This window comes from Gordonia sputi NBRC 100414 (genome assembly GCF_000248055.1).
Taxonomy (GTDB): Bacteria; Actinomycetota; Actinomycetes; order Mycobacteriales; family Mycobacteriaceae; genus Gordonia; species Gordonia sputi.
The window spans coordinates 1-14486 of the sequence record NZ_BAFC01000129.1 but is presented as its reverse complement, the minus strand read 5'-3'; the positions used below and the strand labels follow the sequence as shown (position 1 = coordinate 14486).

The following is a 14486-nucleotide window of genomic DNA, read 5'->3' as shown; positions in this document are numbered from 1 at the left end:
GTGGTCCTCATAGCGTCGTTTTGCTTGAACCAACGACACTCACTCTTCGGGGCCACCCGGCCACGGCAGGCGCACATGCGTCGCAACCGGAGAGCCGACCCAGGAGTTTATGTATGAGTGGCAGCATGTCCCGCCGTCAGGCCATCGAGGCCGTGACCACGTACGAGATGGAATGCGACGGCTTCCCCGAGCCACTGGCAGACACCTTCGGCCGCAACGTCTTCACCCTCTCGGCGATGAAAACCCGCCTGCCCAAGCACGTCTTCAAGGCTGTCGCGGCAACCATCGACAAGGGCGTTCCACTCGACCCGACCCTCGCCGACTACGTCGCCTCCGCGATGAAGGACTGGGCCATCGAGAAGGGTGCGTCGCACTACGCGCACGTCTTCTACCCGCTGACCGGCTTCACGGCAGAGAAGCACGACTCGTTCCTCGAGCCCGACGGCGCCGACGGTTCGCTCGCCGAATTCGCAGGTAAGACGCTGCTGCAGGGCGAGCCCGACGCGTCGAGCTTCCCCAATGGCGGCCTGCGCGGCACCTTCGAGGCTCGCGGCTACACCGGATGGGACGTCACCAGCCCGGCGTACATCCTGGAGAACCCCAACGGCAACACCCTGTGCATCCCCACGATCTTCATCTCGTGGACCGGCGAAGCCCTCGACAAGAAGGTGCCGCTGCTGCGCAGCCAGCAGGCCATGAGCAAGCAGGCGATGCGTGTGCTGCGACTGTTCGGCCACGAGGACGTCGACACCGTCGTGTCGTACGCGGGTCCCGAGCAGGAGTACTTCCTGATCGACCGCCACTTCTACTTCGCTCGCCCCGACCTGATGACGACGAACCGCACGCTGTTCGGCGCCAAGCCGTCGAAGGGCCAGGAGTTCGACGACCACTACTTCGGCGCCATCCCCGACCGTGTGCTCGCGTTCATGATCGAACTCGACCGCGAACTGTTCAAGCAGGCCATCCCGGCCAAGACCCGCCACAATGAGGTCGCACCGGGGCAGTTCGAGATCGCCCCGGTCTTCGAGCGCTCGAACATCGCTCACGATCACCAGCAGCTCATGATGACCACCATCAAGAAGGTCGCCGAGCGCTACGGCATGATCGCGTTGCTGCACGAGAAGCCGTTCGCCGGCGTCAACGGCTCGGGTAAGCACGTCAACTTCTCGATGGGCAATTCCAACCAGGGCAACCTGCTCAACCCTGGTGACACCCCGCACGAGAACGAGCAGTTCCTCGTCTTCTGCGCGGCGATCATCCGCGGCGTACACAAGTACGGCGGGCTGCTCCGTGCGTCCATCGCCTCGGCGTCGAACGATCACCGGCTCGGCGCCAACGAGGCGCCGCCCGCGATCATCTCGATCTTCCTCGGCGAGCAGCTCTCCGACATCTTCGACCAGATCGCGAAGGGTGGCGCCAAGCAGAGCAAGACGTCGGGCGTCATCGAGCTCGGCGTCGACACGCTGCCGCCGTTCAAGGCCGACGCGGGCGATCGCAACCGCACCAGCCCGTTTGCGTTCACCGGCAACCGTTTCGAGTTCCGTGCACCCGGCTCCAACCAGTCGATCGCCGACCCGATGATCGCGATCAACGCGATGCTCGCCGATTCGCTCGAGTACGTCGCCGACTTCCTCGACAAGGAACTCGCTGCGGGAACCGAGTTCCACGCCGCAGTCCAGAAGCTGCTCGAGGGCATCATCACCGAGCACGGCAAGGTGGTCTTCAACGGCAACGGCTACTCCGACGAGTGGCAGGAAGAGGCGGAGTCGCGCGGATTGCTCAACCTGCGCACCACCGTCGACGCGATGGCACAGTACGACCTCCCGGAGATCAAGGAGGTGTTCAGCAAGTACGGCATCCTGTCCGAGCGCGAGCTCGAAGCACGCAAAGATGTTGTGCTCGAACAGTATTCGCTGGCCCTGCTGGTCGAGGCGAAGGAGACCCTCGAGATCGCCAAGACGATGATCCTGCCCGCGGCAACGCGTTACATGGGCGAACTCGCGAGCACCGCGGCAAGCCTCAAGGCTGCGGGAATCGAGATGGAGACTCCGGCGCTGGGCACCATGACCGGCAAGGTCGGCGAGCTCAACAACGCCATGGACACGCTCGAGGACGCTATCGAGGGCTTCCACGGCGAGACCGTCGAGGAGGAGTCGGAGTACGCACTCAAGTCGCTGATCCCCGCGATGAACGGCGTGCGCGACGTCGCCGACGCGCTCGAGGGAGTCGTCGCCGACGACCTGTGGCCGCTTCCGACGTACAACGAGATGCTGACCATTCTCTGACGCAAGCACCACGCAGCGTGCCCGCCGGGATGCCTCCCGGCGGGCACGTCGCTTTTTGCGAACTTCTTGGCCGATCCGCCAGGACTGATCGGTATCTTTGTCGATATGGATGAATCGGGTGTGGGTGTGGGGCGGCTGTTGCTCGCGCTCGACGCGACGCTGGCGTCACTGGCTGCCGCACCGCGAGGCCTTGACGTCGTGATCGACTCGGTCGCGCTCATCGACCCCGACGACCTGCGCCTCCCGCTGCACACGTCGGCGCGCGACGCGGATCTGTTCCTGATGGTCGGAGTCGACGCCGACGACGTTGTCGGATGGCTCCACGGGTTCGGATCACAGATGCCTGTCGCCGTCATGCTCAAATCGCCTTCTGCGGAAGCTATCTCACGCATCGCCGAGCTTTCCGTCGCGGTCATCGACGTCGACCCGCACGCGCGGTGGGAACGCATCTATCGACTTGTCCTGCGAGTGCTGGAGGCGTCGTCGGTCCAGCCCGGCGCCGAATCGATGCAGGCAGGCAGCATCGGCGACCTCTTCGAACTCGCCGCAGAGGTCGCGCGGCGCACCGGTGGGCTCGTGAGCATCGAGGACGCGCGCTCGCATGTACTCGCCTACAGCAGCGCGGGTGACGAGGCCGACGAGCTTCGACGATTGTCGATCCTCGGGCGCGAGGGACCACCGGAGATGCTCGCCTGGTTGCGCCAGTGGGGCGTGCTGGATGCGCTGCGCACCACCGAGACATTGGTATCCGTCGAGGAACGCGGCGAGCTGGGGTTGCGCCCACGGTTGGCGATCTCGATACGCTCTCCACACGAGCGGGGAGTCGGCGACTACCTCGGCGCGATCTGGTTACAACAGGGGCGAGATCAGTTCGCCGACAACACCTCCGACATTCTCGCGGGCGCCGCCGCCGTCGCGGCGCGCATCATCTCTCGACGACGCAGCGCGGGCAGCGGACATGACGAACTGGTGCGCCGACTACTCGGAGCACGCGGTGAGACGGTCGACTCGGAATTCCTTGGCAATCAATTGGGCATCTCGCCCGACACTCACCTGCTGGTGGTCGCGTTCGGCGGCCTGCTCGCCGATCCGTCGAGAGCGTCGGTTTCCGCACCTACACCCGCGATGATCTCCGCATTGACGTTGCACGCCAGCGCATTCAGCCCACTTTCGGTGACGTCGACGCTTGGACCGCGAGCCTACGTCGTGCTTCCCGGTGCCGATCAGGACGCAACGGTCGCGTGGGCCCGCTCGGCGGTTGCGGCGGCGCGTCGACAGTTCGGAGTCGAAGCGCGTGCCGTGGTCGCGGGGCCTGCTGCCGGGCTTGGGTTAGCGCCGACGTTGCGGACCCAGGCCGATCGCGTTCTCGATGCGGCACAACGCGAATCGGATCTGATCGAACCTGTCACTACGGTCGCGGCGTCGACGACGGGAGTGCTGCTCGGCGAGATCGTCGCACTGATCGAGGACAATCCGGAGCTGATCGACGCCCGCGTCCTCGACCTCGCGGCGCGCGACGAAGCGTCGGGAACCGAACTCACACCGTCACTGCGCGCGTATCTCGACCATTTCGGAGACGTCCGGGCAGCCTCCGCCGCGCTGCACATCCATCCGAACACGTTGCGCTACCGCATTCGCCGCGTGCAGGAGCTGACGGGCATTGACCTCGACGACCCGACCACCCGCCTGGTCGTCGCGCTGACGCTCCGGGTCCCGCGGCCCGCTGGCTGAGCGGCCCGCTGTTCCCGCAGAGGTGGTCTCGACAAGCTCGACCAGCGGGGAACGCTCGCCCTACCGCTGGTTGGAGCCGACCCCTACCGCTGGTTGAGCCGGCCGCGAGCGCAGCGAGCCGCCGAGTCGAAACCACTCACCCCGGGCAGAGGTGGTCTCGACAAGCTCGACCAGCGAGAGGAACGCTCGACCAGCGGGGCACGCTCGACCAGCGGAGGACGCTCGACCAGCGGGGAACGCTCGCCCCGACCGCTGGTTGAGCCGGCCGCGAGCGCAGCGAGCAGCCGAGTCGAAACCACTCGCCCCGCAGCGCCTCACTCCCGCAGCGTGGCCTCGAAGGCGATGCGGTCGCCGCGGAAGAGCGACCACACCACCTCGACGGGCTGGCCGTCGGCGTCGAGAGATCTCCTGCGCAGCAGCAACATCGGCATGGCGGTCGACGTCTCGAGCAGCCCGGCCTGCCGCGGGCTCGGCAGCGCCGTCTCGATCCGCTCCTCGGCGCTGGCGAACGTGACGCCCTCGGCACGGATCGCCGTGTACAACGACGTCTCCGGATCGAAGGTCTCGTAGAAGTGTCCGAATCGTTCTTTCGGGAGAAACGTACTCTCCAGCCCGAGCTTCTGGCCGTCGGCGAGCAGTACGCGCTCAAGGTGCATCACCGTCGAGCCTGGTGCCAAACCCAAACCTGCGCAGACGGATTCGTCGGGCACGGCGTCGTCGAACGTCACCTTGATACGACTTGGCACCCGCCCGAACTGGCGCGCGCCCTCGGTATACGACTTCAACGACAACGGCTGCACCATCTTTGGCGCCGACACGACCGTTCCGCGCCCCCGCCGTTCGATCCGACCTTCGACGAGCAATTCCTGCAGCGCCTGCCGCACCGTCTCACGCGCCACCGAAAACCGTTCGGACAGCACGCGTTCGGACGGCACCGAGTCGCCCTCTTCGAGGTCGGCGAGTACGTGCTCGAGTTCGGTTCGCACCCGCACGTACTTCGGCTGGGTGTCGGGCGCCATCAGTGGCCACCCTGCTCGACGCCGAGCACACGCCGCGCGACCACCACGACCTCGTCGATCGTGAGTGCCGAAGCCCCGGGAACCTTTGCCGCGTCGTCGTATCGGCGCAGTGCGATCGCGTCAGGCCACCACGGGTGCCGTGTCCACTCCGCACCCAGATCGGCGGCGCCTCCCTGTTCTGCGAGCGAGACGACCGATGTCGCGGTCAGCCCATTCGCATACGCCGGATCGTGTGCCGCGAGCCACTTCTTCGCCGCGACATGCGAACCCGCAAGCCATCCGACGCGGTCGCCGAATCGCGGAGTCAGCCAGGCCCGCGCATCGTCGTCATGGCGAGCAGTGGATTCGACGAGCGGACTGTGCCCGACGTCGTGAAGGACAGCGGCGACTACCAGTTCGTCATCCGCGCCCGCCGCCGCAGCGTTATGGCCCGCCTGTAGCGCGTGATCGAGCTCGTCGACGGCCTCTTCGTCCCAGACGCCGCGCAACGAGCGCAGCACGTCCTCGACCTCGGCAACCACATCCGCACACATGCGGTTCACTCTACCAATTTGGTCTAGACCAAGAGTTAACCCAGAGTTCTCCGAAACGTCCTTTATTGGTCTAGACCAAATGGGCACACTAGTCCACATGAAGGTGATCATCGTCGGAGGCGGAATCCTCGGTACGTCGCATGCGCGAGCAGCCATCGAACGCGGACATGAGGTGCTATTGCTCGAACGAGAGCGTGAGGCGCGTGGCGCAACAGTCCGGAACTTCGGGCTCGTCTGGGTATCCGGACGATCCGCGACCGAACTCCCCGCGGCTCAGCGCTCACGTGACCTCTGGGAAAAGATCGGAGCCGACGTTCCCGGTATCGGCTTCCGACCGTGCGGCTCGATCACACTCGTCCGCACCGCCGCTGAACTCGCCGTCGCGGAAGAGACTCTCGCACAGAGCGATTCCGCCCAACGCGAGTTCGCACTCCTCGACCCCGCCGAGGTACGCGCGCTCAATCCAGCACTGCAGGGCACCTATGTCGCAGGCCTGCACTGCGCACGCGACGGAGCCGTCGAATCTCGTGTCGCACTCCCGGCGCTTCGCGGATTCCTCTCCACCACCGGACGTTTCGAGTATCTCGGAGGGCGTGAGGTCCGGTCGGTGACGTCGACCTCGGGCACCGTCGAGGTCACCGACGACACCGGCGCAACCCATCGCGGCGACGCCGTCGTCGTGTGCACAGGGGCCGCGCACTCGGGCCTGCTACGCGAACTGGTCGGCGAGCAACCACCGGTCCGACGGGTCCGGCTCCAGATGATGCAAACCGCGCCGTTCGACGAGAAGCTCACCACCGCAATCGCCGACGGCGACAGCTTCCGCTACTACCCCGCGTTCGCGGGCGACGCCCTCGACCATCTCGGCCGCGTGCAGTCGCAGTCGCCCGTCGCTGCCGAACACCACATGCAACTGCTGTGCGTGCAACGCCTCGACGGCGGTCTGACGATCGGCGACACCCACGCCTACGACCGGACCGCCGACGGCGACGATGCCGACACCTTCGGCTTCGACGTCACCGAAGACCCCTACCAGCACCTCGTTTCAGTCGTCGAGAACCTGCTCGGGCGGCGCCTTCCGCCCATCGCACGACGCTGGGCAGGCGTCTACTCGCAGTGCCTCGACTCCTCAGAACTGGTGTACCGCAGCGAGGTCTCGCCCGGCGTCTGGGTCGTCACCGGACCGGGTGGGCGTGGAATGACGCTCGGCCCCGCCATCGGTGACGACACCGCAGACCTCATGAACCTCTGAACACACGCCACACCCGAAGGGAAATACCTTGTCCGACAACCCGATCACACTCGCAGTCCTCGACATGGCAGGCACAACGGTCGCCGACGGCGGCTCGGTCCTCGCCGCGTTCGACGCCGCGGCCGCAGCCGCAGGCCTACCCACCGACGGCCCCGGCCACGACGAGGTGAGGCAATATGTCGTCGACACGATGGGACAATCCAAGATCACCGTCTTCCGACACCTCGTCGATGGTGACGAAGCACGGGCACAGGCGGCCAATGCGGCGTTCGAGAAGGCCTACGACGCACAAATCGCCGACGGCGGTGCCACCCCTATCGACGGTGCGGCACAGGCCATTTCACAGCTGCGCGACGCAGGTATCAAGGTTGCGCTGACCACAGGCTTCAGCGCGAACACTCAGAAGCTACTCATCGACTCCCTCGGCTGGCACGATCTCGCCGACCTTGTCATCGCGCCGTCGGAAACCCTGCGCGGCAGGCCTTTTCCCGACATGATTCTGTCGGCCCTCATCACACTGCGCATCGACGATGTGCGTCAGGTGGCGGTCGTCGGTGACACCGCCAACGACATCACCAGCGGCGTGCGCGCCGGCGCGGGCATCGTCGCGGGCGTACTGACCGGCGCACATGACGAAGACACACTCCGCGCGGCAGGCGCAACCGATGTCGTCGCCGACATCGGCGCCGCCGCTGCATTGTTCGGCAACTGATCACCCGCTCGACACCACCCAGAACTACACCATCCATCCACATCCGTTGTGCTGCATCGGCGCGGCACAGCGCCATCCGCCACGCCCACGTCATCACCCACAGGGGGTTCTCTCATGCGCATTTCACGTCTTACCCGCACCTCGATGCGAGCCGTCGCTCTTGCCGCGACCGTCGCAGCGGTCACGCTGACCGCGGCCTGCGGCGGCACGGGGTCGTCCGACTCCAGCGGCGGCAAGACATTGACCGTCTACACCGCAGACGGTCTCGGCACCTGGTACAAGAGCGAGTTCGCGAAATTCAAAGATCAGACCGGCATTTCGGTCAACATCGTCGAGGCCGGCTCGGGCGAGGTCGTCTCCCGCGTGCAAAAGGAACAGTCCAACCCGCAGGCCGACCTCCTCGTCACACTCCCCCCGTTCATCCAAAAGGCCGACGCCGACGGACTTCTCGTCGCGCCGGGCGTCGACACCACCGGCGTCGATCCGTCTGCCGTCGGCGGCAACTACGTCGGCATCGTCGACAACTACCTGTCGTTCATCCGCAATCCGTCCGCACAGCCTGCGCCCGCGTCGTGGAACGATCTTCTCGACTCTCGTTTCAAGGGCAAGATCCAGTATTCGACGCCCGGCCAGGCAGGCGACGGCACCGCGGTACTCCTGCTTCTGCAGCATCTGATGGGCAAACAGGGTGCGCTCGACTACCTCGGCAAGCTGCAGGCCAACAACGTCGGACCGTCGAGCTCGACCGGAAAGCTGCAACCGAAGGTGAGTAACGGCGAACTGCTCGTCGCCAACGGTGACGTACAGATGAACCTCGCATCGATCCGCGACGACGGCTCGAAGTTCGATCTGTTCTTCCCCGCCATGCCCGACGGGTCGCGAACCACGGTGTCGCTGCCGTACTTCGCGGGAATCACCAAGGGCGCACCGCACGCCGACGACGCCAAGAAGCTCCTGACGTTCCTGCTCTCGAAGGACGTACAGAACACGGTCGGACCCGATGCGCTCGGCGTCTCCGTTCGCACCGACGTGGCCGCACCCACCACGTCGCCGAGCCCCGCACAGACGATCCAAGGCGTGACGATCTGGCATCCGGACTGGAAGTCGGTCCTCTCCTCGCTCGACGCCGACGTCGCCGCATATCAGAAGGCAACCGGCAACTGACATGGCACAGAATCCGTTGACTCTCAGGAAGGTCGACGCCGAGCTCTCGGCGTCGACCCCCTCCGGGGCCTCCCCACAGCAACCGGCGATCGCCTTCGATCGCGTGACCGTCTCCTACGGACGCGGTAAGAACTCCACAGATGCGTTGCGCGACTTCACCTTGCGCGTCAGCCGTGGTGAGACCGTCGCGCTGCTTGGTCCGAGTGGTTCCGGAAAGTCGACGGCACTCAAGTCGCTCGCAGGCTTCGTGCGACCGACAGCCGGTCGGGTTCGACTGTCCGGCAACGACATCACCGACCTTCCGCCCGCACGTCGCGGCATCGGCGTCGTCGTGCAGTCGTACGCGCTCTTCCCGCACATGCGGGTGCGTGACAACGTCGCCTTCGGGTTGCGAGCGCGGCGCCTCTCCAAGCGCGAGGTCGGCGAGCGGGTCGAGGAGGCAATCGGCATGGTCAGCATGTCCGAGTACGGTTCACGCCTGCCCCGCGAACTCTCCGGCGGACAGCAGCAGCGTGTGGCCATCGCACGAGCACTGGCCATCAAGCCCGACGTCCTACTACTCGACGAGCCGCTCGCAGCGCTCGACGCCGCCCTACGCCAGACGATGGTCGGGGAGTTGCAACGGCTGCGAGATGCTCTGCCCGACACCACGATGCTGTATGTGACGCACGATCAGACCGAAGCTCTCGCACTCGCAGATCGGATCGGTGTCATGCGCGATGCTCGCCTTGTCGACATCGGCACCACCGAAGAACTGTGGTCTCGACCCCCGTCGGGCTTCACGGCGTCGTTCCTCGGTGGCGCCAATCTTCTTCCCTGCAAGGTCGGACGTGTTTCCGGCGCAACGGCTTTGGTCGAGGTGGGCGAGAAGATGCTGTCGGCGACCGCCCCTGAACCGCTGTCTCGGTGGACGCCCGGGTTGCCTGCGCACCTGTGCATCCGGCCACACGAAATCGAGGTGACCGCGGTCGGCGCACACCGATCGCTGCGTGCCCGCGTCACGACGTCGGTCTGGCGTGGGGCGTCGACACGGTTGACGCTCGCCGTCGACGGTCTGCCCGATCAACTGATCGACGCCGACGTCGCAGGCCGCGCCGACCACCCAGTCGACGAGGTCGTCGGTGTGCGATTGCCCGACCCTGCAGGCACATTGGTCGATACCGCCGGAGGTCCGCGATGACATCGGCGACGCTCGCGGAACCGACGACATCCGCACCGCCGCCGTCGAATCAGGCGCCGCGTCGTCTCGGAGCACTCGTCTGGGCGTTGCCGCCTCTCGTGGTGATCGCCGTCATCGCGGTGTATCCGCTGATACGAATGCTGGCCGAATCCGCTGACGGTCAAGGTCAAAGCACCTGGGGCGCAGTGTTGAGCAGCGAGGCGTTCGTGCGAGCGTTGACCACGACCGCGTGGATCGCGATCGCGTCGACGGTCGGATGCGTTGTGCTCGGCACGTTCTTGTCCGTGGTCCTGGCGTTCGTGCCCTTCCCCGGTTCGCGCCTGGTGGCACGCATGATCGATACGGTGCTCGCACTGCCGTCGTTTCTCATCACCCTGGCGTTCACATTTCTCTATGGCTCTGCGGGAGCGGTGAACTCGGCGATCGCTGCGGTAACCGGAGAACGTCCACTGCACTTTCTCACGACGCCGTGGGGTGTGATCCTCGCCGAGATCACCTTCTTCACACCGTTCGTCGTACGTCCGCTGTTGGCCGGGTTCGCGATGATGTCGACCGATCAGCTCAATGTGGCTGCGTCGCTGGGTGCTTCACCGTTACGGGTGCTCCGCTCGGTGATCCTTCCCGAAGCATGGCCGGCGTTGGCCGCGGGCGGAAGCCTGGTTCTGCTGTTGACACTCAACGAGTTCGGCATCGTCGCCTTCACGGGCGCCAAAGACGTGACGACGCTGCCCGTCCTGATCTACACCCGTGGCATCGTCACGTTCGACCTGCCGGGGGCGGCGGTGATCGCGACCGTTCAGGTCGCACTGTCACTTGCCCTGTACGGCGCATACCGATTGCTGTTCGCACGTATCACGACCCGTCGAGAGAAGATCTGATGTTGCTCTGGACTCGCACCAGCCGGGTGATCACCTGGACGATCTTCGCGATCGTCGTACTCGTGGTCTTCGTCGCACCGATTGCCACCGTCGTCATCGCCGGATTCGCAGGCTCGTGGACGGGCCCACTGCCGTCGAACCTGGGTCTCAACCATTTCGGAGACGCGCTCTCGGGTGAGAACCTCGCTTCGCTGTCGGTCAGCATCCAGACCGCGTTCATCGCAGGCGCTATCGCGCTGGTCCTCGGTACCTGGGCGGCACTCTCGTCCCGGGAGGCACCAGCGCCGATTCGACGCTTCACCGACGCGGTCTTCCACCTGCCGATCGCGGTGCCTTCCGTCGCCATCGGGTTGGGTTTGCTGATCAGCTTCAATTCGAAGCCGTTGCTCTTGGGCGGCACGCGCTGGATCGTGATCGTCGCGCACACCGTGCTCGTCCTTGCCTTCGCGTTCAGTTCGGTCACCGCTGCGTTGGAACGACTCGATCCCGCGTACAAGCAGGCGGCGGAATCGTTGGGCGCCAGCCCGTTCCGCGTGCTGACCCGCGTCACGCTACCTCTGTTGACGCCCGCGCTCGGGGCCGCCGCAGGTCTCGCAGTGGCACTCTCGATGGGCGAGCTCGGCGCGACGGTCATGGTGTACTCAGCGACCTGGAAGACGTTGCCGGTGACCATCTTCGGACTCTCCGATCGTGGTCAGGTCTTCGATGCCGCAGCCTGCACGACGGTGCTGCTGGCGACGACGCTGGTCGCGCTCACGGTTCTCGGGAGAATCCGCACGCGAGCGGTTTAGGCGGCTGGCACGACGGACGTCCGGTTGCAGTGCAATCGGACGCTGTTGTGCGCTCCCGTTGTGCAATCCACCGAACAGTTCGCATTGACATTGGCCGATTGGACATAGCTGAATCAACTCCGTCTCGGTGAACTGAGACCATGGATGCGATCACCACTCCCCCACGCCCGATCAACGAGCCGGTGCACACCTACGCGCCCGGCACCCCGGAACGTCGACGGATCGTCGACGAGCTCTCGCGACAGTCGTCGGCCGAACCGGCCGAGCTGCCGCACATCATCGGTGGCGCGGCGCACATCGGGGACGGTGAGCGACTCGACGTCGTGCAGCCACACTCTCATCACGAGGTGCTCGGCACCATGACCAACGCCACCCACGACGATGCCCGCGCCGCTGTCGACGCGGCGATGGCAGCGCAGGAGTCGTGGGCGCACACCACTTTCGACGACCGCGCCGCCGTCCTTCTGCGCGCGGCAGACCTTCTCAGCGGACCGTGGCGTGAGAAGTTGGCTGCCGCAACGATGCTCGGGCAGTCGAAGACTGTGCAGCAGGCCGAGATCGACGCACCGTGCGAGCTCGTCGATTTCTGGCGGTTCAACGTCGAGTTCGCTCGGGAGATCCTCGCCGAGCAACCGATCTCGTCGTCGGGGGTGTGGAATCGGCTCGATCATCGTCCGCTCGACGGATTCGTATACGCCATCACACCGTTCAACTTCACCGCCATCGCAGGCAACCTACCGACCGCACCCATGCTGATGGGCAACACCGTGGTGTGGAAGCCTTCTCCGACACAGGCTTACGCCGCACACGTCACCATGAAGCTCCTCGAAGAGGCGGGACTCCCCGCGGGCGTCATCAACCTGGTGAACGGCGACGGACGGGCGATGTCCGACGTCGCGCTCGCCGACGAGAATCTCGCGGGCATCCACTTCACCGGCTCGACCGCGACCTTCCAGCATCTGTGGCGCGAAGTCGGCAACCGCATCGATCACTATCGCAACTATCCGCGCATCGTCGGCGAGACGGGCGGCAAGGATTTCATCGTCGCACATTCGTCAGCGGACCCGGATGTGTTGCGCACCGCGCTCATTCGCGGCGCCTTCGAGTATCAGGGGCAGAAGTGCTCGGCCGCATCGCGCGCGTATGTTGCGCGGTCGGTGTGGGATCGCATGGGCGACGCCTTCCTCAGCGAGGCAGCCGAATTGACCTACGGCGATGTGCGAGACCTGTCCAACTTCGGCGGCGCCGTGATCGACCGACGCGCCTTCGACAAGCAGGTCGCCGCGATCGACCGCGCGAAGACCGTCGCGTCGATGACCGTCGCGGTCGGCGGGCAGTGCGACGACTCCGAGGGCTACTTCGTCCGGCCGACAGTGCTGCTCGGCGACGACCCGACCGACGAAGCCTTCTCCACCGAGTATTTCGGACCCATCCTGTCGCTTCACGTCTACGACGACGCCGACTTCGAATCGACGCTGCGCATGGTCGATTCCACTGCGCGGTACGCGCTGACCGGCTCGATCATCGCCACCGACCTCGCCGCCGTGTCGACGGCGTCGAATCTGCTGCGCAACGCGGCGGGCAACTTCTACATCAACGACAAGCCGACCGGAGCCGTCGTCGGCCAGCAGCCCTTCGGTGGGGCACGTGCGTCGGGCACCAACGACAAGGCCGGCTCGAAAGCGAACCTCATGCGCTGGACGTCGACCCGGACGATCAAGGAAACCTTTGTGCCGCCGACAGATTCCGCGTATCCCCACATGGCATCCGACGCCACCGAGACGGACTGAGGTGACATGACATGAGCGCACTCTTCGATTCCGTCCTGCGCCCGGTGATCACGCGCGCGGCGGGTAGCCAACGCATCAAGCAGACGTCGCAACGACTTCCGGTCACCGAGCGCGTCGTCGACCGCTTTGTCGCGGGCGAGTCAGAAGGCGACGCACTCGCGGCCATCGCCGACGCACTTGGTAGCGGACTCTCGGTGACCATCGACCACCTCGGCGAAGACACGACCGACGAGACTCAAGCGTCGGCCACGGTTGCGGCGTATCTGAGCCTGCTGCAGGGGATGTCGCGGTTCGATGTGCGGCCCGGGGCTCTGGAGGTCTCGTTGAAGCTCACCGCTCTGGGCCAGTGTCTGCCGCGGCACGGTCGAAAGATTGCCGAGGAGAACGCACACACCATCTGTGGTGCCGCCGCCGCGGCCGGAGTCCTGGTCACCGTCGACGCCGAGGACCACGGCACCGTCGACGAACGACTCGACATCGTCAGGACTCTGCGGGGCGAATACCCCGAATTGGGAACGGTTTTGCAGGCATACCTGCGTCGCACCGAGGACGACTGTCGAGAGTTCGCGGCATCGGGTGCGCGAATCAGGCTGTGCAAGGGCGCCTACTCCGAGCCCGCGTCGGTCGCCTATCCCGAGCGCTCACTGATCGACGAGGCGTATCTGAGATGTCTACGAATCCTGATGAAGGGCAACGGATATCCGATGGTCGCAAGCCACGACCCGACGATGATCGAGGCGGCCGAGCTGATGGCGATCGAGTTCGGCCGGGAGCCACACAGCTGGGAACACCAGATGCTCTACGGCATCCGCGCCGACGAGCAACAGCGCCTGGCCGCCGCCGGCCACGCCGTCCGCGTCTACATCCCCTACGGCCAGGAGTGGTACGGCTACTTCGTCCGACGCCTCGCCGAGAAGCCCGCGAACCTGGGATTCTTCCTGCGCGCGCTGGTGTCGGGCTGAGCGGGGTGGTCTCGACTCGGGTGCTCGCTACGCTCGCGCCCGCTCGACCAGCGGGGGGCCACCCGCGGAGCGAGCCGTCTACCGCTGATCGAGCTGCTTCTTCGCTGATCGAGCTTGTCGAGATCACCGCCCGGCAAAAGTGGTCTCGACTCGGGTGCTCGCTACGCTCGCGCCCGCTCGACCAGCGGG

Annotated in this window: 12 protein-coding genes; 10 read left to right on the top strand and 2 right to left on the bottom strand. The window is 65.6% G+C overall.

The window, feature by feature from the left end:
• Positions 1-113: 113 nt before the first annotated feature.
• Positions 114-2285, top strand: coding sequence for a glutamine synthetase III family protein (locus GOSPT_RS21380; RefSeq protein ID WP_005208979.1), 2172 nt, complete (start codon positions 114-116; stop codon positions 2283-2285).
• Between the two features lie 105 nt (positions 2286-2390).
• Entirely contained in the window at positions 2391-4016 is a 1626-nt protein-coding gene (locus tag GOSPT_RS21375) for a PucR family transcriptional regulator (protein ID WP_039856986.1), read from the top strand.
• 314 nt (positions 4017-4330) lie between these two features.
• Here GOSPT_RS21375 and GOSPT_RS21370 read toward each other — a convergent pair whose 3' ends face one another.
• Both GOSPT_RS21370 and GOSPT_RS21365 read right to left on the bottom strand, forming a co-directional pair.
• Positions 4331-5035, bottom strand: coding sequence for a GntR family transcriptional regulator (locus GOSPT_RS21370; protein ID WP_005208976.1), 705 nt, complete (start codon positions 5033-5035; stop codon positions 4331-4333).
• The gene (locus GOSPT_RS21365; protein ID WP_039856985.1) at positions 5035-5568 is read right to left on the bottom strand and encodes an HD family phosphohydrolase; all 534 of its coding nucleotides are present in this window, start codon (positions 5566-5568) and stop codon (positions 5035-5037) included. The genes GOSPT_RS21370 and GOSPT_RS21365 overlap by 1 nt, the downstream gene beginning before the upstream one ends.
• Before the next feature lie 97 nt (positions 5569-5665).
• On the opposite strand from GOSPT_RS21365, the gene GOSPT_RS21360 reads away from it, so the two are divergent.
• The 8 genes from GOSPT_RS21360 to GOSPT_RS21325 all read left to right on the top strand — a co-directional run bounded on the left by GOSPT_RS21360 (position 5666) and on the right by GOSPT_RS21325 (position 14297).
• Positions 5666-6820 (top strand): TIGR03364 family FAD-dependent oxidoreductase, encoded by a 1155-nt coding sequence (locus tag GOSPT_RS21360; RefSeq protein WP_039856983.1) that lies wholly within the window; start codon positions 5666-5668, stop codon positions 6818-6820.
• Between the two features lie 28 nt (positions 6821-6848).
• On the top strand, positions 6849-7532 hold the full coding sequence (locus GOSPT_RS21355; RefSeq protein WP_005208971.1) for a phosphonatase-like hydrolase: 684 nt from the start codon (positions 6849-6851) through the stop codon (positions 7530-7532).
• A 114-nt stretch (positions 7533-7646) separates the two neighbouring features.
• Complete coding sequence (locus GOSPT_RS21350) at positions 7647-8696, top strand: 2-aminoethylphosphonate ABC transporter substrate-binding protein (RefSeq protein WP_005208970.1); 1050 nt, start codon at positions 7647-7649, stop codon at positions 8694-8696.
• Between the two features lies 1 nt (position 8697).
• Complete coding sequence (locus tag GOSPT_RS21345) at positions 8698-9876, top strand: ABC transporter ATP-binding protein (RefSeq protein WP_005208969.1); 1179 nt, start codon at positions 8698-8700, stop codon at positions 9874-9876.
• Positions 9873-10754, top strand: coding sequence for a 2-aminoethylphosphonate ABC transporter permease subunit (locus GOSPT_RS21340; RefSeq protein WP_005208968.1), 882 nt, complete (start codon positions 9873-9875; stop codon positions 10752-10754). Before GOSPT_RS21345 ends, GOSPT_RS21340 begins: the two co-directional genes overlap by 4 nt.
• Entirely contained in the window at positions 10754-11545 is a 792-nt protein-coding gene (locus GOSPT_RS21335; RefSeq protein WP_005208966.1) for an ABC transporter permease, read from the top strand. The genes GOSPT_RS21340 and GOSPT_RS21335 overlap by 1 nt, the downstream gene beginning before the upstream one ends.
• Positions 11546-11685: 140 nt before the next feature.
• Positions 11686-13335, top strand: coding sequence for an L-glutamate gamma-semialdehyde dehydrogenase (gene pruA, locus GOSPT_RS21330; RefSeq protein ID WP_005208965.1), 1650 nt, complete (start codon positions 11686-11688; stop codon positions 13333-13335).
• An 11-nt stretch (positions 13336-13346) separates the two neighbouring features.
• Positions 13347-14297, top strand: coding sequence for a proline dehydrogenase family protein (locus GOSPT_RS21325; RefSeq protein WP_005208963.1), 951 nt, complete (start codon positions 13347-13349; stop codon positions 14295-14297).
• Positions 14298-14486 lie beyond the last annotated feature (189 nt).